Here is a 20,476-nt window from a genome sequence, read left to right on the forward strand (position 1 = left end):
AACTCACGTTCCTCTACTTGTGCCTCAACATATTTTTTATTTTGTTAACAAATAACTAGCTAAGCCATAGCAGCTGATCATTTTTGTATCCTCTACTTCTTCTTCCAAGGCATTGATGCGTGTGTAGCCATATCCTGCGAAAAGCTTTTCTGGATCAAGTGAACGCGCTTCTTTCGTTGCATTGACGAAGCGGATCACTGTTCCTTCTGTGTAATACGCATGATGGATGGCACTAACGCTCAAGCCCTCTTCTAAAGTCAAAGAGAATTGGGTATACGTTTGTTCACTTAAAACAAGTGGCTGGATTCTACTTTGGATTTTATTGTCGATTCGATAAACAAAATAATTCAAATCTTGTAGCTGATAAGAAATCGACGGTTGTTCTTTTTCTGTTTTCCAGGTCACTAAAGTGTTTTCAGAAATATCTGCTGATTCCAATCGAATGGAGAAAGTAAAATCGATCAGTTGATTTTCCATTTGCGCAAGCGGCGTGTCCATCATGATATGACCTTTTTTCGTTGTATCGCCGGACGCACGGCCTGGTCGGTACATCAAATCGGGTTTACCTAATGAATCAGTCGTAGCTAATACTGTGACATATAACGAATCATCGATATATTCGTATTCTTTACTTTGTTCTGTATAAAACACAAGTGCTTCTTCTGGACTATATGCAATCACTTGCTTTTCAAATGGTTCGATATTCACTGGCATCTCAGAGTATTTTTGCTCCCAATCGGTCATTGAGCGATTCGTTTTTTCTAAGTAACCAAATTGGATTGCTGAAACGACTTTCTCGATTGGTTGACTCAGCTTTGTTTTGATTCGGACACGGTGATTTAAAACAGTATTTTCAAAAGAGAGTGCGCCTAATACTTCTCCTTGTTCCGTTAAACGTAGAGTAAGTTGGTAAGCGAAGTTTGTTGTCGATTGACCTTTGATCCGTTCTTCCAACGTATAAGGAAGCTCTAGTTTGCCTTCTAAGACCAAAGTATCTTCTGTTCCTTTACATGAATCAAACGTCAAAGCGAATGGGTGATCGTTTGGTATCGGGGAATAATCGTACGTGTCCCCTGCGTTGCTATCCTCTATGACTGTCAAGAAATTTTGAATCGTTTGTTTGCCATCTGAAAAGACCAGCTGCCCCTTTTCAAAACTCAAGGAATATTTCCCTTTTGTGAGTGTTGTCCATGGATTCATCTCAGGCAGATCGACGGATGTCTGTTCAACGAAATCAAACACTTGATAGCCTAATCCATCAAATGAGCAAGCAACTTCTACTTGTAAAATATAGTATCCTGGTTCTTCGATAAAACGATTGCCCGCAGGAGTTTCTTCCATGATATTTTGGCGACTAGGCACATAGTCCATTGAAATGACAGAAGACTCATGACCTAATACTTCGATCTGATTGCCTTTTGAAATGAGCTTCACTACTTTTTTCCCTTTGAATGGCGTAGCTGAAGTATTTAAAATCAGAAATTGCTGATCGGTCAACTGTAATCCTTCAGAGATTCTTTTCAATACCAAATTCTCGATACTATCACAAATTTCTGATACTTCTTTTAACCGATGCGCGATATCTTGTGCAACACTATCTGATACACAGCCAGCTAGACTATCATGCGCTTGACATTCGAACAATTTTTTCCATGCTTTCATCACTAAACGATTACTTAAAACGATGCCTAATTCCTTAGCAATCACTAACATCGGCTCGATTTCTAATGTTAGCTTGTTCTCTAATCTGAAAATCTCACGTTTCAAATCCATCCGAACAGAACCGATCGTTTTATGCACACGAGCAAAAACAGGCGCACGAAATTCCCCTTGATATTCCTCTAAATCTTTTTGACGAACCAATCTCATAAACTCTTGATAGGTGCTTGTTTGATAGTTATATTTCCCGATTTCATTGATTTTCTCGATTTTTTCTTCTAGAGACGAAATGATCCCTAATTGATCATTTCCTGTTGGAATCAGGATATCTGTTTCGTCTGCGTAGCTTTTGATAAAATCGATGCCTTTATCTAAACGTCCTTCCACATAGCTTTTTGTCGGTTCTAATTGTTGTTGTGCACCATATCCTTGCGGAAAGTTCACAGCATACAATTTATTCTCCCCACTTAAACTTTTCCATTTGAAATAAGGCGATTGTACATGTTCACCTAAGTCGATGCCCCGCCAAAAAATGATATTGTCAAAACCTGCTTCATTTAAGATCGTTGGCATTTGTGCATTGAAACCAAAGGTATCTGGCAGATAACCGATTGGTAGATGCTCGCCGTATTTTTTGCTTTCAAAAACACCGACCATTGCATTTCTTAAAATCGACTCTCCTGATGCAAAAAAAGCATCGGTTTGTGTGTACCAAGGGCCAATAAATAATTGACCCTTCGCAACTAATTCTTTGATCTCTGGTAATTTCTCTGGATAAAGTTCCAAGTAATCATCTAAGATCGAAAGCTGTCCATCTAATACAAATGTAGCATTAGGTTGTCTTTTCAACTCTTCCAAGACATCTGTAAACAACTGATCACTTAAAACGATGCAATCCATTGAAGTAAAGTACCATTCTCTATCCCAATGTGTGTGATTTACAATGTGTATGTTTGTCATGGTTAAGCTTCCCACTGTTCTTCCCAAGCAGCTTCATCGAATTCTTCAACTGCTGATTCTACTTCTTGTCCAGCATCTTTTGAACGTAGTAAGCTAGTTAAGATCGCAATGAACAACGCACCTGTCGCAATCGAAATCACATAGATTGGCCATTTCTCAACGGTGAACCAGCCATAGAAGCCTGAGATCGGTGCGGTATTCACTGCACCTAAACCAACGGCCATCGCAGAACCTAAAGCAGAACCAATCATGTTGATCGGAATCACTTTCAATGGATTTTCTACTGCAAATGGGATCGCTCCTTCAGAAATACCGACAAGACCCATGATCACTGCTGATTTTCCAGCTTCTTTTAATTCATTGTTATATTTGTTTTTAGCAAAAATCGTTGCTAGTCCTAACCCGATTGGAGGAATGATGATTGCGACTTGTGCCGCTGTATTTGGGGCATAGACATTACTTGTCAATAGTGCCATTGCTGTTGTCACTGCTGCTTTGTTGACTGGTCCGCCTAAGTCAAAGCCAACCATTGCACCAACTACTGCTGCCATAACGATCGCATTACCGCCGCTTAATCCGTTCAACCATGATTCTAAACCAACATTCAATGCTGCAAATGGTGTCCCGATCACGTAATTGACTAAAAGAACGGTGATCAACGTGCCTAATACTGGGACAAGAAATACTGGAACTACTGAAGCCATTGATTTTGGTAATTTGATTTTATTTTTGATCAACAAGCACGCATAACCAGCGATCAGACCAGATACGATGGCACCTAAAAAGCCTGCATTGATATCTTTGACTAACATCCCTCCGACTAAACCAGGAGCAATTCCTAATTTATCTGAAATCGAATAGGCAATAAATGCAGAGATCACTGGGAACATCAAACCTAGAGCTGTTCCGCCGAAACCATCTAAACTGTGTAATAAACGAATGATTGCATTGGCACTTTCACCATGTGAACCGTCCCAAATATCGACAATACCGAAAAATGAACCGCCCACACGAGAAATGGCCATGATGACCGCTCCAGCGATCACTAACGGTATCATATAAGAAATTCCTGTTAAAACATGATTTTTGATTTCACTTGCAATTTTTTTCATTACTTTCTCTCCCCCACGAATAATTGATTAGTCGACCATTTTTAGTGCATCTTCGATGACTTTTTCTGCATTCTTGATTGGTGCTGCAACTGGTACTTTTAAAATCTGTTTTCCTTTGAAGCGCTCTTCGTTTCTAACTTTTGTATCTACTGCAAAAATAACGACTTCGCCGATGTTACAATCTTTTTCAGTTAGTTCATTTTCGATACCTGTCGCTCCTTGTGTTTCCACTTTGATCAAATCGCCACGTTTTGCCGCTGCTTTCTTTAATGCTTGGGCTGCCATGTACGTATGTGCGACACCTGTAGCACAAGCTGTCACTGCAATAATTTTTCTTTTCATCTTATTTTCCTCTTTTCGTTTGTTTATTCGCTCAATAGTTTGGCGATTTGTTCCTTATTTGTTTCAGTTTTTAGCTGTGCAGTAATCTCATCGTCCATCAATTTCATCGCAATTTCAGATAAGATTCTTAAATGTGTGTCGCCTTTTTGTGACTCTGGAATCGCCAATAAGATCACCACTGAAACTGGCTCTTCATCTAATGATTGCCAATCGATTGGCTGTTTCAGTCTAGCAAATACGATTGATGGTTCGATCACTGCCTCACTTTTCCCATGTGGAATAGCAATGTTATTGCCGATCCCTGTTGTTGAGTGTTGTTCTCTTTCTAACACAGACTGGATATAAGCTTCTTTGTTGCTGACTAGTCCGTTATTCGTTAACACTTCCCCTAATTGGTGGATCGTGTCTTCTTTATTGGTACTTTCCATATCTAGAAAAATATGATTAGAAGGTAATAAAGTTGCAATGCTCATATTAAAATTCCTCTTTCAAATAGTTTTTGATCTCTGTTTTTGTTCCTTTTAATAAATATTTTTTTTCACCAGATTCGATGATCTCCAGCATCGTATCGTAGACTTCTTCAAGCTCTTGCGCTGTTTCATCTTTGATACAGATGAAAAATAAATATTTGACTTTCGTTTCTCCCCACATCAATTCATTGGCCAAGCGTAAAAAAACGATTGCCGATTTTTTGACATATTTAGGGGCCCCGTGTGGTGTCGCAAATTTGCCAAAAGAGGTGAAAGAAAGCTGTTCTCTTTTTAAAGAAGAAGAAATGATTTCTTCTTCTGCATACCCTTGTTCGATCAACTGTTTCCCAATAAATTGGATTACTTCTTGATAATCCGCAAATGAATGATCCAAAAAGATCAAGTCTTCTTTGATCAAGTTCGCAAAGTGATTCATTGATTTTTCAGATTTCTTTTGTGCATTCTCTAGAAACAACTCAATTTTTTGGCGTTCTAATTTGTTCAGCACAGGCGAAACATTGATCGTTGGGATCGTATCCAGATTCAAGTTGACTGTCGATATCACTAGATCTTCATAGATCGATGTCTGCATCAGCTCTTGAATCGAAAGGATCCGCGAAATCTCGATTTTTTCATAATTTCTACGAATACGAGCGGCTAAAAGTTGTGATGTTCCTTTCCCACTGCTACAAACAAGTAAGACACTGATTTTCTTTTGCTGTTTTTCTTCAGTTTGTTCCTTCATTGCTTGGATGTGTACAGCTATAAAAGCGACTTCATCTTCTGGTACGTTGATCGCGAAAGTTTGGCTCAATGCATTCGCGAGTTGAATCGCTTCCGTAAAGGATGCTGGAAAATTTTTCTTCACATCCTGTAAAAACGGATTATGGATCAACAGTCCTTTTTGGATGCGTAGGACAGCTTCTTTGATGTGCATGACTAACCCTAAAAGGATGTTTTCACTGTAAAGGGTTACATTTTCATGGATCAGTTGCCGAATCCGTTTGTCCGTCACTTCTTTCATTTGTGTCGTTTGTTCAAGCAATGTATCGCCTTCCAAATGTAATTGGATATAGTGGACTTCAGATGAAGGTAACGTCAATGAAAAAGCTTTTTCTAGTTTAAGAATAAATAAATCGAACGGTTTATTTTCTCTTATTTTTCCATACACTTCTTCCGTTTCTAAATAGTTGTCCTCTCTGACTCGATCGATCATGATCAACAGATGGAGTAGCAATGAATGATAGGTCGTATCATTCAACTTTGTTCGTGCGTCTTTTAGATATTCTTGCAACAACGTATCGACCAATGTAATGTTGTTCATGTCAATAAAATCATTGACGAAAGGAGGAATCCCTTGGATCGAGTGTAGATATAGCTGTTTCTTTTTGGTGATTTTCCAGTTACTCCCCCAAAAATAGTAAATCAAATCAAATGCTAAGCGCCTCTTTTCTTGCTCCGATAAGTTCAAAAAGGAACCTTTACCGGGTAAACGATCGATGCTGACATTGAAATGACGGAAAATCTCGTGGACTTGGTTCATATCACCTTCTAATGTAGATTTACTTACGAATAATGTATCTTGTAGTTCTTGGCGAGTGAAATAGGTCTTTTTTTCAAGAGTTCAAAACAAAGGAATTGAATCCGCTCTTTTTTAGAAGCTGGAACTGTTGCCACAGTCGTTGTATCAAGCTCACGTAAAATCTCTGTTGGATCACCGATGATCGAAACACCGATTCGTGGTTTTCTGATTAGTTCGATCGTTGTATCACGAAAGAGTTCATCGATCAATTTTAGTGATTGTGAAACTGTTTTGTTTGATAAATTCATGTGTTTCGCTATTTTTGTGATCGTCGTATGTTGGTTCATCAAAATATATTGAATGATTGCTTTTTCCCGTTCATTGATCATCACTCTATCACCTCATCTACATTTACTATCTTAGCTTCTCTTACATTTTATGAAAACACTTACTTTTACCGTTTTGAATACAGTAATTCATAGGATTAGTGTTTGGTTTACTCTCCGTCTTATTCTAAATTCGTCGGATCATACGAAGATTTAAGCAATTGTTTATTAAGTATAGACGAAAAAAAAAACCTGTCAAAGCAGAGACTATTTGAAAAGTCCTCTGCTTTGACAGGTTCTGGGTTCAACTCCATCAACCAACAGAATTGGTTGAACAGTTGCTGTTATTCCTCTTCGGGTAAACTTTCTGTTGCGAATGCTAAATGATTATCAAACAAAGTGATCGTTACTTTTGATTTTGGCATGATTTTTCCAGCTACGATTTCTTTTGCCAATGGCGTTTCGACTTCTTTTGTGATAAATCGTTTCAATGGACGAGCTCCATAAGCAGGTTCATACGCATTTTCGGCAATCCACGTTTTCGCTTCATCACTGATTTCCAAGAGAATATCTTGGCTTTCTAAACGGTGAGCCAAATGAGTGACCATTTTTTCAACGATTCCTTTGACATTATTTAGACTTAGTGGCGTAAAGAGAATTGTATCATCGATTCGATTCAAGAATTCTGGTTTGAAATGACCACGTAGGATCGTTCGCACTTGTTCTTCGACTTCTTCTGGGATCGTCCCTTCTGCTGTGACGCCTTCAAGTAACAATTGTGAACCAATGTTACTTGTCATGATCATCACCGTATTTTTAAAGTCAACGACACGACCTTTTGAATCAGTTAAACGGCCATCGTCCAGTACTTGTAATAAAATATTAAAGACATCTGGATGAGCTTTTTCGATTTCATCCAGCAAGACGATCGTATATGGATTTCTTCGCACCGCTTCTGTAAGCTGTCCGCCTTCTTCATAGCCGATATAGCCTGGAGGCGCTCCTACTAAACGAGAGACGGCATGTTTTTCCATATATTCACTCATATCGATCCGCACCATATGGTCTTCAGAATCAAATAAGTTTTCTGCTAATGCTTTGGCTAATTCCGTTTTCCCTACACCTGTAGGTCCTAAGAAGAGGAAGGAACCTAATGGGCGGTTAGGATCTTGTAACCCAGCGCGTGAGCGGATCACCGCATCACTGACTGCATCTACGGCCTCATCTTGGCCAATGACACGTTTGTGGAGTGTTTCGTTCAACTTGATCAGTTTTTCTCTTTCACCTTCCACTAGTTTCGTCACTGGAATCCCTGTTAAACGACCAACGACTTGGGCAATTTCATTTTCAGTAACAGATTCTTGCACCATCTTGATGTCGCTGTCTTTCGTTTTGGCTTCTAATTCTTGTAGTTCTTTTTCTAATTGTGGAATCGTTCCATGGCGTAAAACAGCGGCACGTTCAAGATCATAATTGTTTTCTGCATCTTCTAACTCATGTTTTGCTTTGTCGATTTCTGCACGTTTTGACGAAACAGTGTTTACTTCTTCTTTTTCTGTTTCCCATTGCATCTTCATCGCATTGGCTTCTTCTCGAAGATCTGCCAACTCTTCTTGGAGATTTTTCAGACGTTTCTTACTTGCATCATCAGATTCTTTTTTCAAAGCGGCTTCCTCGATCTCCAACTGCATAAGCCGACGAGTAACTTGGTCCAATTCAGTTGGCATGGAATTCATTTCCACGCGGATCGTAGCACTTGCTTCATCGATCAAATCAATGGCTTTATCAGGTAAAAAGCGATCGGTGATATAACGGTCGGATAGTGTAGCTGCCGCCACTAAAGCATTATCGTGGATATTGACGCTATGGTGGATCTCAAAGCGCTCTTTCAATCCTCGAAGAATGCTGATCGTATCTTCGACAGTTGGCTCTTTGACCAATACTTTTTGGAATCGGCGTTCTAACGCTTTATCCTTTTCCATATATTGACGGTATTCATCTAACGTAGTCGCGCCGATCAAATGAAGTTCTCCGCGCGCTAACATCGGTTTTAGTAAGTTACCGGCATCCATACTGCCTTCTGTTTTACCTGCCCCCACGATGTTATGGATCTCATCGATAAATAAGATGATCCGCCCATCACTTTTCTTGACTTCTTTTAAGACTGCTTTTAACCGCTCTTCAAATTCTCCACGGAATTTTGCTCCAGCGATCAAGGCGCCCATGTCTAAAGAAAAAATCGTTTTGTCTTTTAAGTTTTCAGGTACATCTTTACGTACGATTCGTTGGGCTAATCCTTCAACGATCGCTGTTTTACCAACCCCAGGTTCTCCGATCAACACTGGATTATTTTTGGTTTTACGTGATAAAATACGGATCACATCACGTATCTCTTCATCTCGACCAATGATCGGGTCCATTTTTCCGCTGCGGACTTGTTGCACTAGATCGACACCATATTTTTCTAACGCTTTATATTGTTCTTCTTGGTTTTTAGAGGTCACACGCTCTCCTCCTCTCATGTCTTCGATATTTTTACGTAATTCTTTTTCATTCAGCCCTTGTTTTGTCAAATAAACAGTCAAGGGGTAATTTTTTAATTTCATCAAAGCTAAAAGCACGATCTCAGTCGATAAGAATTCATCGCCAAAGCTTTCTCTCAATTGATCGGCTTCGTTCAATAAATGAAAAAGATTTTGGCTAAGGTTTTGACCATATTGGACATTGCTACCTGAAACCGTTGGATATTCATCTAACACTCGATCGATTTCTTGTTCAAATGCGTCTGCATCGATCCCTGCATCCGTATAAAGATTACGTCCAAAATGATTTGGCTGTAAAAAAATCTTCCATAAATGGACGATATCGATTTCTTGGTGTTTTCTTGTCATTGCTACTTGTTGTGCTTCTGCAATCGCTTCTTGGAGCGTAGTTGTCATTTTTTCGCTATTCATATATTTTCCTCCTATGGTAGAAGTTGTTTAGTCAAAGTCAACTATAGCGTTGTCTTTAGTCCGAATCAATCCGTCTAAAGTCTCGTTTTCTTTGACCTTTACATGCTTATTATACTCATTTGGTCAGCTTTGGTCAAAGATTATACTCACTAAAAACAAATAGAATCCGGAAGATTTTTGGCTCTATAATAAAGTGGACTGATGAATCAATTCTGATTCGTCAGTCCACTTTTTCTTTTTGGGTATTAAAAAACATATCGTTCTCTAGTATGATTAAATCACCACAAAATAAACAACTGAGAGGACGATATGCTCTATGGAAAATTCTATCAAAAAAATGCTCCGATTAACAGATAAATATTTAACCATCCAAGATGTTTCTTACGAAACGTTCCATCAAACCAATACTTTAGTTATTGACGCAGTGTTAGCTCCTCCTACTTCTGCTTGTTTGACTTGTGGCTCTGCCGTGAGAGATTCGAAGGGGAAAACGGTCATTGTCAAAAATGGCAAGAAAATGACCTGCATTCGTTTCGATCAATTCAACCATTTACCGCTAATCATGCGGCTGAAGAAACAACGTTATCACTGTAGAAACTGCCATACCCATTGGACAGCCCAAAGCTATTTTGTTCGGCCAAATCATTCGATTGCCGAGCATGTAAAAATGAAAATCATTGCTTTACTCACCGAAAAGGTCTCCTTATCTTTTATCGCAAAGCATTGCCAGGTGTCTATTCCAACGGTGACGCGTATTTTGAAGTCGTTAAAAACCTATTTACCAAAACAAGCCAAGCGCCACCTGCCCAAAGTATTGATGGTCGATGAATTTCGTTCCCATGTATCCTCAGAAGATAAGATGAGTTTTATTTGTGCCGATGGGGAAACCGGGCAATTAGTTGATATCTTACCCACTCGAAAATTGTCTCGGTTGACCACTTATTTCCAGACATGTGTGAATCCATCTGACGTCGACTATTTAGTTACTGATATGAATGCGGCGTATTTTCAACTAACAAAAAAAGTATTTCCTCATGCCAAACTGGTCATTGATCGTTTTCATGTGATCAAACACATGAATCAAGCGTTCCAAGATTTTCGTGTCCGTGAAATGAAACGCCTGATTGCTTCGGGCAATCGGACAATGCCAAGGAAATTAAAAAGCCATTGGCGCTTACTCACCAAAAATCGGAAGAATATCAACCACACAGAATATAAAACTTGGCATAGCTTTCGTGCCCCAAAGTATCCTTACCTGACAGAAGCCATGGTGCTTGACCGTTTATTAAGTGCTTCAACTGCCTTGAAAGTCGCCTATCAAGCGTTCCATGAACTAGCGGATGCCTTTCGTGACAAAGACCACGAGTCATTTTTCACTCTCTTGCATCAGTTACCAGAAACATTAGATAAAGAATTTCGGCTAAAACTACAAAATCTTCTGAGCTATGAAGAAGGGATTCGTCATTCTTTGATTTATCCTTACTCTAATGGGAAAATTGAAGCAAAAAACACCCACATCAAAACACTCAAACGAGTGTCTTATGGCTTTAAATCATTTGAGAACATGCGCATCCGAATCTTTTTGACGAATCAAGTCATTCACGTCAAATAACGAAGAAAATCCGGAGAAGAAGTGTTCACTTCTTCTTCCGGATTTCACTTGATTGCACTCATCAGTCCTTATTGACAAAGAGCCAGATTTTTTCTTCCGGATTCTAAGTATATGAGTATCAAAAGCAAATCAGATTTTTCCTTTTGCACGCTTTTTTTCTGCCTTTACTTCGTTGATTTCTTGACGTAAGATGTTCCGTCTTTCTGCAATCACATAGAAAAAACCATAGATGAAAGGTAAAATAAACGAACCAAATCGGTAAAGCAATAAGGAAGAAACCGCATCAACTGTTCCAACCACTGGACGAAACAGTAAAAGATAAACAAACTCAAACGAACCAATGCCCGCGGGTGTTGGCAACACTCCTGACAAGACGACTGCAAAGCTAATAAATGAAAATGTCAAAAGAAAATCAAGTGTTGGATGATTTTCTACTAGAAAAAGGTAGGGCATGACATACCAACATAGTAGTTTCAATAGGTTCCAACAATAGATCCTGACCAACGCAGTGCGGTCTTTAATGATCGTTTGTACAGTTTCTCTTAAAGAATAAATTTGCGTGTTGCACGTATCGACCCAGCCTCGCAGGCGGTCACTTTTGAATAACCGATTGGAGATTTTGACGAAAAAGACTTGCAGATTCAAACTCACAGATATCGTTACTAGAAATAAGATGATCAAAGCCGTTAAAATGATCCCTGCAATGATGAACCAAATCATATTTGGCGCTTTTTCGTAGAACAAGGAGAATTGAACGATCAAGCCAATGACCGCATAAGTGATCACTGCTAGTTTGTACATGATCATATGCAGCGCAGTGACTCCCGCTCCTTGAGAAAATTTCATCCCTTTTTTATTGTAAAAATAAATTTCAGAAATCAGTGTACCCGTCCCGAAAGAAACGATTCGGTAAAAGGCAATATAACAAGAAGTCCAGAAGCCATCGCTTGTGCTGAACGAGTCAGAAAAAGGTTTTGCAATCTCTTTGATCGAACGCCCTTCAACGACTTGGTAAAGTGTGCCGAAAAAAAACATTGCCAGAAGTACTTGGACACTTGTTGAAAGCAACTCTTTAAAAATATCTGCAAAAGATTGATTGATCAAATAATAAATAATAGCAAGAATAGTAGTTACTAATAATAGATTAATGATAATTTTGATTTTTGTTCCTTTAGTAGACATGTATGACTCCTTAATGGAAAAAATAGATCAAGATGAGATCGATCATAATTCCTAGTATGAAAACGACCGTGAACTTTACTTTTTTGGTTTTGTGGCGAAATACACGCTGAGCGATCAGACCACCTAAACCTCCGCCTAACAAACTGACAAACAACAAATTACTTTCAGGAACACGCCATGCGCCTTTTTTTGCCTGACGTTTATCATACCCCATCAAGCCAAAAAGATACACATTGACAATGAACAAGTAAAACCACAAGGGATTATACATCAATACTTCCATCGCTTTCCTCCAACGATTGATTTTCTTCTTTTGGTACGTAGATCGCAATACCTTCTGGAATGACTTTTAATTCGATCGGCAAGTCGTCTGTCGTATCGCCATCTGTTCGAGTCGTTACTTTCTTTTCTCGTGCTTGGATATTGATTTGACTTGCAGTCATGTACTTGATACCAGGAACAGAATAGATTTTTCCTTTGATCATTCGAGGTAAATAAAAAGCAAAACGGAAAAAATCTAATGAAGGCACGATGGTGATGTGGAACTTGCCATCATCTGGTGCTGCGGAATCATCGAAACGAGTGAATCCTCCGACTGAGTTGGACATCGTGATCGTTAGTAATTGTGTCTTTCCTTGCCAATGCTCTTCTTCTGTTTTGATATCTAAATGATATTTTTTCTTTTTCAATAATAATTTCACGAAACGTTTGATAAAAATCCATGAACCATACTTTTGCTTTTCTTTTTGACTGATCCAAACGGCTGTGTCGGCTAATATACCGATCGTCAAAGTAGAAATCACTACTTTATCATTTACTTTCCCATAATCGATTTTACGGATCGATTCTTCTAACATCGCTGCTGCGGCTTCTTCTTTTTCAAAAGGAATGCCCAACACTTTCGCCAAGTTATTGATCGTTCCACCTGGCAATAAACCAACTTGATACTGGTCTAACTCATCTTGGAACGCTTGAATGATATGGTGGATGGTGCCATCGCCACCGATGATGACCAATGTATCTACTGCATGTTCTTTCGCTTTTTGTCTCAATGTTTCATCTTTGATCGATGGTCCAGTTTCAGTTAAGTAGACCTCAAGTTCTGGACGATGTTCAGCAACATAGTCTTTGAACCAGTTTGCTAAGTCTTCCCCTTCGTCACTTCCTGAACTTTTGTTATAAAACACGAGTAATTTTTTCATGCGACTTATTCCTCCTACTTCCTGCAAAAAACAAGGGGGATGGATGCAAAAAACACTCACCCTCCCCCAATGAACAGTGTTACGAGTGCTGACCGAAGTCCCCTCGTTTCAATCATATGCCAACTTAGTCTGGCAATCAACCAACAATCCCAAATGTTTGTTTGAATTTTACTCTTTTTTATTTGTTGAAAACAGAGCGATTACGCTTGTGTATTCAATTCTGCAATTTTAACGATCACATCAGTCGCTTTTTCCATCACTTGTAGTGAGACAAATTCAAAACGCCCATGCATATTTTCGCCACCGGCAAATAAATTCGGTGTTGGAATCCCTAAATAAGAGATTTTTGAACCATCTGTTCCACCGCGTACTGGTTCGATCACTGGTTTGATTTCCAATTCGATCATCGCTTTTTCAGCTAAATCAACGATACTCATATCTTTTTCAATGATTTCACGCATATTGTAATATTGATCATACATGTCTACTTGGATACGTTCTTGATCAAATCGTTGATTCATTTTTTCTTGGATGCTTGTGATCATTGCTTTTCGTGCTTCGAATGACTCACGTTTGTGGTCACGGATGATATAGCTCATCTTCGCTTCTTCAGGGCTGCCTGTCAATGCCATCAAATGGAAGAATCCTTCGTACCCTTCAGTTTTTTCAGGTACTTCATCTGCTGGTAATTCATTATGAAAATCGATCGCCAATTGCAAGGCATTGATCATTGTGTTTTTCGCTGTACCAGGATGGACATTTTTCCCTTGGATCGTGATATTCGCTTGTGCAGCACTAAATGTTTCATACTGTAATTCTCCTAATGGCCCGCCATCGATCGTGTAAGCAAAGTCCACGTTGAATTGCTCGACGTCAAACTTATCTGCACCCACACCGATTTCTTCATCTGGACCAAAGGCAACTTTGATCTCACCGTGAGGGATCGAAGGATTTTTAAGCAAGATTTCCATCGCTGTCATGATTTCTGCAATCCCGGCTTTGTCATCTGCACCTAATAAAGTCGTGCCATCAGTTGTGATCAATGTATGCCCATCATAATTTGTTAAATTAGGAAAGTCTTTGGTATTCAATGTGAAACGACCTTCTTTATCTAACACGATCGTTGACTCACCGTCATAGTTTTCAATGATTTGCGGATTGACACCTACCGCATTGAAATCAGCTGTGTCCATGTGTGCAATAAAACCGATCGAACGCACGTCATGATCGACATTACTTGGCAATGTAGCAATCACAAAGCCGTTGTCAGCATTGTAAGTCACATCAGATAAGCCTAGATCTTCTAATTCTTTTTTCAATACTTGCGCAAACTCTACTTGTGTTTGAGTAGATGGCGTAGTGTTGCTTGTTGGATCGGATTGTGTTTCCGTTTTGACGTATCTTAAAAAACGTGGTAATAGATTTTCGTACATAGATGACTCTCCTTTTATTTAAATTCAAATGGATTGGTTGATGTTTCTGAAACAAAAAAGTCAACCTGCCAATTCTCTTCTTTTTTCCAACTCTCAAACTTTTCAACAAATTTTTCTTTGCATAATGATTCGATATAATGACCAGGATCGATTGCCGCCAATCCGGCACTTTGCATGTCTTGTGCGGTATGGAAATAAATATCCCCCGTAATATAGACATCTGCGCCTTGTGCTAGCGCTGCGGGATAAAATTTCTCCCCACTACCGCCACAGATTGCCACGCGTTTGATCATTTTTTGCGGATTTGTTGTTGGTCGAACCACACGTAAACCGTCTAGTTGAAAGACTTCTTTCACCTGTTCAGCAAAATCATCCAATGATTGTTCCAATGGTAATTCACCAATACGACCAAGTCCCCATGTTTTGACTGGGGCATCGATCGAGAATAGATCAAAGGCTGGTTCCTCGTAAGGATGCGCTGCAAACATCGCTTCTAAAACATTTTTTTCAATTGATTCTGGGAAAATCACTTCAACTTTTGCTTCTTGGACTTGTTCGGGACGACCCACTTCACCAATTGTTGGGTTTGCCCCTGCTTTTGGTCGGAAACGACCTTGTCCAACAGAAGTAAAACTTGTACTGTCGTATACGCCTTGTTCACCTGCACCTGCTTTGGCTAAAGCAGCCCTTAAACTTGGGGCATCGTCGACTGGCAGATAACTGATCAATTTTTTATAACCTTGTTCATGCGTTTTGACAAGATAGCCGGTTACGTCAAGTCCTAGTTTTTCGCAAAACCAATCATTTAAGCCATCTTCGATAATATCCATATTCGTATGCGCCGCATAAACAGCAATATCATGCTTTAACAAATCAGCATACATTTTCTCTTGCGGAGAATCAGTGATCAAGCGTTTGACTGGTCGAAAGATTGGCGGATGCTTGGCAATCAAAAGATCGATTTTTTTCTCAATGGCTTCAGCAACAACTTCTGGACGGACGTCTAATGTCATCATGACACGTTCGATTGGTTTATCCAAAGTACCGATATGCAACCCCACAGGATCGCCTTCTTCTGCTAACCATTGTGGACAATAACTTTCAAATTTTTTGATGAACTCTTGCGCTTTGATGGCCATATCTATAAAACCTCCTTGATCCAATCCACTTCTTGCTGGATCGTCTCCCGTCTGTTTTTTTCACTCGCATTTTTTAACTGCTCTAAGATCACTTCACGTTGTTTCAACTCACGTTGCCACTTTGCTAAAAATATTTCGTTTTTCTCTGCGAGTAAGTGTGGACCAAACATCAACTCTTTTTTCGAATAATCGATCGTTTGCTCTTTCTTTTCTGCTACGATGACCTCATAGATTTTTTTATTTTCTTCGAGGATCTCTTCTGCAATAATTTGGTAGTTGTTTTCCTTTAGCCATGTTCGCAAGGTTTTCTCCCCAATGTTAGGCTGTAAGATCAAACGTTCCTCACCAGATATTCGCTGATTTTGTCGCCCAGCTTCCAAGATGTCACGAATCAGAGAACCACCCATTCCTGCAATCGTGATCGCATTGATTTGATCTTTCTTTTCGATTGCATCTAATCCATTGGCTAAGCGTACCTCGATCCGATCTGCCAATCCATTTTTCATCACTTGTCGTTTCGCTGATTCAAAAGGTCCTTTAACGACTTCTCCGGCTACCGCATAGTCGATTTTACCTTTTAGCATTAATGCAACAGGCAAATAAGCATGATCTGAACCGATATCTGCTAGACGAGCAGCATCTGGTACGAAACGTCCGACAGTTTCAAGACGTTTCGATAAATCTGTGTGATTCATTTTTCCACTCCTTAACTACTGAATGCTTGGCTATGAACAATTTTTATGCCTTTAGCCAAAACATGTCTATAAGCATAAACTTACTAGTTGTTATCTTATTTTATTCGACAACTTTTTTCTAACACCTATCATAACACTTGTTTACGTGTAATAGAAAAAAGAACTGGGCATTTGTCCCAGTCTTTTTCATTCATCAATCAAAAAAACGTTGTTCGATTTCTTTACTTCATTATTGAACAGTGATCTCGATGATCGAATTCCCAGGAACTTGTGGCGGGATCGACATTGTCATAACTGCCATTTCGACTAATTTGAATTCGACTTTTTCTCCTTCTTTCAAGGAATCGACACCACCAGTGATTTGATCCACTGAGGCATTCAAGATCACGCCATCATTGCTGAATGAAGAACCAATATTCGCTGGATCTTCTATTTCTTTTACATCTTTGATGGTGATTTGATAAACATCACCTTCAGCTTCACCGAAGCTTTCGATCGTACCAGTAAATACACTTTGTTTTTGTTCGGTAGAACTATCTGTTTCCACTGTCGATTCTGCATTGATCGAATCGATTGAACCTGTACTTCCTTCTTCGTTACCACAGCCTGTCAATGTAAATAAGAGACCGGCAGCAACTAGACCAGTTAAAATAGCTTTCATCATATATCCTCCGTGTAATTTCTTGCGTTACTCGTTTTTGATGATTCCATCCGGTTATTTCTTCAAGTCCATGGATTCGTTTCATCTTAACTTTGTTCATTTTATGAAAATTTTATTTGAAAAGGTGAAAATCAGTGACAGTAGAGTAGATACTCCAACCTGTAATTTGTCGATGATCGATTGAGACATTAGCCATTTCGGCGATTTCGTCCTGTCATTTCGATCTCTTTTGTTAAATAGCGGATCCGTTCCATGATCCGTTTTGCTTTCAATGGTTCTTCATCGCCACGTTGTGTCACAGTCAAATGCTGTTCTAATTCGTTCATCGTGAAGTTTGATGAAAAGAAAGTTGGTAATTGTTCTTGCATGCGGTATTGTAGGATCACGCCAAAAACTTCATCACGAATCCAACTGCTCATTGCATCTGCTCCGATATCATCGATCATCAAGATCGGTGATTTCTTCACAGCATCCAATTTTTCCGCCACTTGGTCTTTGCCGATCGCTTGCTTCATTTCAACTGCAAACGTTGGGAAATGAACCAACGTGGTCGTAAACCCTTTGATCGCCAATTCTTTTGCTGTTGCGCCTAAAAGATAGGTTTTCCCGATACCAAAACTGCCCACCAAGTATAATCCCTTATGGAAGCTTTTAGGATCAGCTGAGTATTGTTCAACAAAGTCTAATGCTTCTAAGCTGGCATATCCACGTCCATCTGTTCGTTCGAAGTTTTCAAAGGAAGCAGACTGGATGTCTTTTGGCATATCCATTGCTTTGACACGACTCTTGATTTCTTCTTGTTTTTGACGAGCTAAAAGTGCTTCTGTCGGTACATACGTCACATCGACGTAATGGAAATTCAAAGTCAATTTAGGTTCATATCCTGGAGCGATCATGGTTGGGTCATTTGTTTGATATTTCCTTTTTTCCTGTACGTATTCATAAAGTTTGGCATAACTTTTTTCGATATCTGCTTGAGTCAATCGGTCTTGATGGGCTGACAGAAAGGCTTGAACATCCGCATCATTCAAAACTTCAGCAATCATCTCGGAATATTTTTCTTGGTAGTTGCGTTTACTGATGATTTTCTTCAGTTCTTTTCCCACATCTTCCATTAGCTCTCACCTTCCTTTTTAGCCAGATACTCTTTAAAGCGACGATCGATCTCGGCTTTTTTCTCTGTACTGATTTGTGTTTCGTCTTTCGGTTGATTGACCCAATCTGGTAATTTTTCTCTTCGGACATTGCGTCGATAATTTGAGGAATTGTTTTGTTTGGTCGTCTTCGGTTGTTTCGCCTTTGTCTTCAAGGTATGAAGATGTTCGATGGCTTCTTCAGGGGTGTTGATCTTTTTTTGCGCCCACTCATTCGCAATCGTATTGACAAAGCTCGCATTTAAGCTTGCATGATTCTTGATGACTAATACGTAGTTGATCAAAATATTGATAACACCGCTAGATAAACCGGATTGTGAAACTAGATCTTGCAACAGCCAATTTTCTTGTTTAGAGACGTACCCGCCTTTTTCTTTTTTTATCGCTTCGAGATAACGCATTGGTGGGGTTTGTCGTGCCACTTGGATCAATTGTTGTGCCGCACTAGGTAAAGCTTGATTGACTGCCGTACTCATTTCAGGCGGTTCCTCCGGATCTAAGGTGCTGTCTGCTTGCTGTGATGTACGTTGTTGTTGCTGGCGTACTAAGACGATTCTTTGGAGTTCTTTTAAAGACACTTCTGCTGTTGTAAAATCAAAGGACTGTAAAATCAGTTCTCCTAAAGTCAGCTCATCAAAACCATAGAGCTGCTGATACATTTTGACTTGTTGAAGGACTTCTTCGTTCAATTGGTTGATATGTTGTTTCTTCAACCAATCAGTCAAAAACGTCCAGTCAAACGAGCTAGACTCTTCGATCAGTGATTTTGTTTCACTTGGTGTGAATCTTTGTTGGATCGATTCCACTTGTTCTTGATTTGCTGCATAGACTGTTTCATTGAACCGATACACGTCCAAAAACTTTTTAGTGACTTTTTGATACCCTTCATGCGAAAGATTTTTTGGTTCGAATAACTTGGTCAATTGGCTAAAACGACGTTCACCGACTTTTTCTAGAAGTAAAAAAGAAAGTAACGTATCGTTGAAAAAGGCGGTCACATCCATCGGTTCTAACAGCTCATAAAGAAAACAACTGCCTAAGCTTTCATCGTTTTTGAAATAAACTTCTAAAAGACCGATTCCTTCTAATTTCTTTCGTGCTTCATAAAATTGTGGTAAGCCACAACTCAAACTGCTCAATAGATCAGCATGTAAGCTTTCTGGACCTGTCCCAGTTTCTAACGAGATCTCAGAGTATAACGTCAAGTACAGACTCAACGCTTCTCCGCCGATCAAAGGTTGGTAAAGGGATAACAAGGCAGACTTTCCTTCTTCTTTCAAAGGACTGCTTTTTCTTCCTTGGTAAATATTTTTCGGTTGTAATTCTTTCCACGCATTTTCCAAGGAATACACCCTCCTTTATTAATTACGCGTCATTTTCGTTATTGCTTGTATCTTTTGCTTTATCGACAATATCTTGCAGCTCTTTTAAAAAGACAGACATATCTTTGAACTGACGATACACACTTGCAAAACGAATATAGGCGATTTCATCTAAGTTTACTAAATCTTCCATGACATATTCGCCAATCAGATTCGTTGAAACTTCATTTTCGCCAAGACTTCTTACTCGATTTTCTACATGGTTGACGATTTGTTCCATTTGCTCCATCGCAACAGGCCGTTTTTCAGCCGAACGGATCAGGCCTCGTAAAATCTTATCACGATTAAATTCTTCACGTTCACCATTTTTCTTGATGACCAATAGTGGTGCTGCTTCGATTCGTTCAAAGGTAGTAAAGCGGAAGGAACATTTTTCGCACTCGCGGCGTCTTCTTATTGCTCGACCATCGTCCGCTTGGCGACTATCGATCACTCTTGAATTGTTGTGTTGACATCTTGGACATCTCATCGTAATTTTCACCTCTCTTGGTGTAATTTGATCGCTTATTTGTTTGAATCAGATGAAGTTGGTACATCAGTCAACTCGTCACACCAGAAAGAATCTATGGTGTTCAAAACGCTGAGTTGCAACACTAAGCTTAAAAATTATAAAATATGAAAAGATTTTTTTCAATTTTTAACTTACTGCTCAGGTCAACGTACTTTTCACA

At 39.3% G+C, this 20,476-nt stretch carries 18 protein-coding genes; 1 reads left to right on the forward strand and 17 read right to left on the reverse strand.

What is annotated here, in order from left to right; translation table 11 throughout:
* Window positions 1-36: 36 nt before the first annotated feature.
* The 7 genes from DOK79_RS13750 to clpB form a co-directional block, all read right to left on the reverse strand.
* Window positions 37-2,619 (reverse strand): glycoside hydrolase family 38 C-terminal domain-containing protein, encoded by a 2,583-nt coding sequence (locus tag DOK79_RS13750; RefSeq protein WP_206858880.1) that lies wholly within the window; start codon window positions 2,617-2,619, stop codon window positions 37-39.
* Between the two features lie 2 nt (window positions 2,620-2,621).
* Window positions 2,622-3,731 (reverse strand): PTS fructose transporter subunit IIC, encoded by a 1,110-nt coding sequence (locus tag DOK79_RS13755; RefSeq protein ID WP_206858878.1) that lies wholly within the window; start codon window positions 3,729-3,731, stop codon window positions 2,622-2,624.
* Between the two features lie 27 nt (window positions 3,732-3,758).
* Entirely contained in the window at window positions 3,759-4,073 is a 315-nt protein-coding gene (locus DOK79_RS13760; RefSeq protein WP_206858876.1) for a PTS fructose transporter subunit IIB, read from the reverse strand.
* Between the two features lie 23 nt (window positions 4,074-4,096).
* Window positions 4,097-4,546, reverse strand: coding sequence for a PTS sugar transporter subunit IIA (locus tag DOK79_RS13765; RefSeq protein ID WP_206858874.1), 450 nt, complete (start codon window positions 4,544-4,546; stop codon window positions 4,097-4,099).
* Window position 4,547: 1 nt separating this feature from the next.
* On the reverse strand, window positions 4,548-6,086 hold the full coding sequence (locus tag DOK79_RS13770; protein WP_242543337.1) for a BglG family transcription antiterminator: 1,539 nt from the start codon (window positions 6,084-6,086) through the stop codon (window positions 4,548-4,550).
* Between the two features lie 23 nt (window positions 6,087-6,109).
* The gene (locus DOK79_RS13775) at window positions 6,110-6,454 is read right to left on the reverse strand and encodes a helix-turn-helix domain-containing protein (protein ID WP_242543336.1); all 345 of its coding nucleotides are present in this window, start codon (window positions 6,452-6,454) and stop codon (window positions 6,110-6,112) included.
* 281 nt (window positions 6,455-6,735) lie between these two features.
* On the reverse strand, window positions 6,736-9,345 hold the full coding sequence (clpB, locus tag DOK79_RS13780; protein ID WP_206858872.1) for an ATP-dependent chaperone ClpB: 2,610 nt from the start codon (window positions 9,343-9,345) through the stop codon (window positions 6,736-6,738).
* A gap of 316 nt (window positions 9,346-9,661) precedes the next feature.
* Between clpB and DOK79_RS13785 the strand changes: the two genes are divergently transcribed.
* Window positions 9,662-10,957: an ISL3 family transposase gene (locus DOK79_RS13785; protein ID WP_339092378.1), complete on the forward strand. Its 1,296-nt coding sequence runs from the start codon at window positions 9,662-9,664 to the stop codon at window positions 10,955-10,957.
* Window positions 10,958-11,086: 129 nt separating this feature from the next.
* Here the strand turns inward: DOK79_RS13785 and DOK79_RS13790 are convergent, their stop codons facing one another.
* From DOK79_RS13790 to nrdR, 10 genes are all read right to left on the reverse strand, one after another.
* Window positions 11,087-12,139 (reverse strand): lysylphosphatidylglycerol synthase transmembrane domain-containing protein, encoded by a 1,053-nt coding sequence (locus DOK79_RS13790; RefSeq protein WP_206857273.1) that lies wholly within the window; start codon window positions 12,137-12,139, stop codon window positions 11,087-11,089.
* A gap of 10 nt (window positions 12,140-12,149) precedes the next feature.
* On the reverse strand, window positions 12,150-12,422 hold the full coding sequence (locus DOK79_RS13795; RefSeq protein WP_206857271.1) for a DUF1294 domain-containing protein: 273 nt from the start codon (window positions 12,420-12,422) through the stop codon (window positions 12,150-12,152).
* Window positions 12,403-13,341 (reverse strand): diacylglycerol/lipid kinase family protein, encoded by a 939-nt coding sequence (locus DOK79_RS13800; protein ID WP_206857269.1) that lies wholly within the window; start codon window positions 13,339-13,341, stop codon window positions 12,403-12,405. The genes DOK79_RS13795 and DOK79_RS13800 overlap by 20 nt, the downstream gene beginning before the upstream one ends.
* Window positions 13,342-13,541: 200 nt before the next feature.
* Window positions 13,542-14,774, reverse strand: a complete 1,233-nt coding sequence (gene pepT, locus DOK79_RS13805; RefSeq protein ID WP_206857260.1) for a peptidase T — start codon at window positions 14,772-14,774, stop codon at window positions 13,542-13,544.
* Window positions 14,775-14,788: 14 nt separating this feature from the next.
* The gene (locus DOK79_RS13810; protein ID WP_206857258.1) at window positions 14,789-15,913 is read right to left on the reverse strand and encodes a Nif3-like dinuclear metal center hexameric protein; all 1,125 of its coding nucleotides are present in this window, start codon (window positions 15,911-15,913) and stop codon (window positions 14,789-14,791) included.
* 2 nt (window positions 15,914-15,915) lie between these two features.
* Window positions 15,916-16,608: a tRNA (adenine(22)-N(1))-methyltransferase gene (locus DOK79_RS13815; protein ID WP_206857255.1), complete on the reverse strand. Its 693-nt coding sequence runs from the start codon at window positions 16,606-16,608 to the stop codon at window positions 15,916-15,918.
* Between the two features lie 229 nt (window positions 16,609-16,837).
* A complete protein-coding gene (locus tag DOK79_RS13820) occupies window positions 16,838-17,269 on the reverse strand; it encodes a lipoprotein (RefSeq protein WP_206857252.1) in 432 nt (143 codons plus the stop codon).
* Between the two features lie 188 nt (window positions 17,270-17,457).
* Entirely contained in the window at window positions 17,458-18,384 is a 927-nt protein-coding gene (gene dnaI, locus DOK79_RS13825; RefSeq protein ID WP_010735315.1) for a primosomal protein DnaI, read from the reverse strand.
* Complete coding sequence (locus tag DOK79_RS13830) at window positions 18,384-19,766, reverse strand: replication initiation and membrane attachment family protein (protein ID WP_206857251.1); 1,383 nt, start codon at window positions 19,764-19,766, stop codon at window positions 18,384-18,386. Before DOK79_RS13830 ends, dnaI begins: the two co-directional genes overlap by 1 nt.
* Window positions 19,767-19,788: 22 nt before the next feature.
* A complete protein-coding gene (gene nrdR / locus DOK79_RS13835; protein ID WP_206857248.1) occupies window positions 19,789-20,274 on the reverse strand; it encodes a transcriptional regulator NrdR in 486 nt (161 codons plus the stop codon).
* Window positions 20,275-20,476: the final 202 nt, after the last annotated feature.

The sequence above is a fragment of the Enterococcus sp. DIV1094 genome (assembly GCF_017316305.2).
Lineage (GTDB): Bacteria > Bacillota > Bacilli > Lactobacillales > Enterococcaceae > Enterococcus_B > Enterococcus_B mangumiae.

What these genes read in the sequence shown, in the direction of transcription:
- DOK79_RS13750 (WP_206858880.1), bottom strand. Translation starts at nt 2,619, where the DNA reads ATGACAAACATACACATTGTAAATCACACACATTGGGATAGAGAATGG.
- DOK79_RS13755 (WP_206858878.1), bottom strand. Translation starts at nt 3,731, where the DNA reads ATGAAAAAAATTGCAAGTGAAATCAAAAATCATGTTTTAACAGGAATT.
- DOK79_RS13760 (WP_206858876.1), bottom strand. Translation starts at nt 4,073, where the DNA reads ATGAAAAGAAAAATTATTGCAGTGACAGCTTGTGCTACAGGTGTCGCA.
- DOK79_RS13765 (WP_206858874.1), bottom strand. Translation starts at nt 4,546, where the DNA reads ATGAGCATTGCAACTTTATTACCTTCTAATCATATTTTTCTAGATATG.
- DOK79_RS13770 (WP_242543337.1), bottom strand. Translation starts at nt 6,086, where the DNA reads ATGAACCAAGTCCACGAGATTTTCCGTCATTTCAATGTCAGCATCGAT.
- DOK79_RS13775 (WP_242543336.1), bottom strand. Translation starts at nt 6,454, where the DNA reads ATGATCAATGAACGGGAAAAAGCAATCATTCAATATATTTTGATGAAC.
- clpB (WP_206858872.1), bottom strand. Translation starts at nt 9,345, where the DNA reads ATGAATAGCGAAAAAATGACAACTACGCTCCAAGAAGCGATTGCAGAA.
- DOK79_RS13785 (WP_339092378.1), top strand. Translation starts at nt 9,662, where the DNA reads ATGGAAAATTCTATCAAAAAAATGCTCCGATTAACAGATAAATATTTA.
- DOK79_RS13790 (WP_206857273.1), bottom strand. Translation starts at nt 12,139, where the DNA reads ATGTCTACTAAAGGAACAAAAATCAAAATTATCATTAATCTATTATTA.
- DOK79_RS13795 (WP_206857271.1), bottom strand. Translation starts at nt 12,422, where the DNA reads ATGGAAGTATTGATGTATAATCCCTTGTGGTTTTACTTGTTCATTGTC.
- DOK79_RS13800 (WP_206857269.1), bottom strand. Translation starts at nt 13,341, where the DNA reads ATGAAAAAATTACTCGTGTTTTATAACAAAAGTTCAGGAAGTGACGAA.
- pepT (WP_206857260.1), bottom strand. Translation starts at nt 14,774, where the DNA reads ATGTACGAAAATCTATTACCACGTTTTTTAAGATACGTCAAAACGGAA.
- DOK79_RS13810 (WP_206857258.1), bottom strand. Translation starts at nt 15,913, where the DNA reads ATGGCCATCAAAGCGCAAGAGTTCATCAAAAAATTTGAAAGTTATTGT.
- DOK79_RS13815 (WP_206857255.1), bottom strand. Translation starts at nt 16,608, where the DNA reads ATGAATCACACAGATTTATCGAAACGTCTTGAAACTGTCGGACGTTTC.
- DOK79_RS13820 (WP_206857252.1), bottom strand. Translation starts at nt 17,269, where the DNA reads ATGAAAGCTATTTTAACTGGTCTAGTTGCTGCCGGTCTCTTATTTACA.
- dnaI (WP_010735315.1), bottom strand. Translation starts at nt 18,384, where the DNA reads ATGGAAGATGTGGGAAAAGAACTGAAGAAAATCATCAGTAAACGCAAC.
- nrdR (WP_206857248.1), bottom strand. Translation starts at nt 20,274, where the DNA reads ATGAGATGTCCAAGATGTCAACACAACAATTCAAGAGTGATCGATAGT.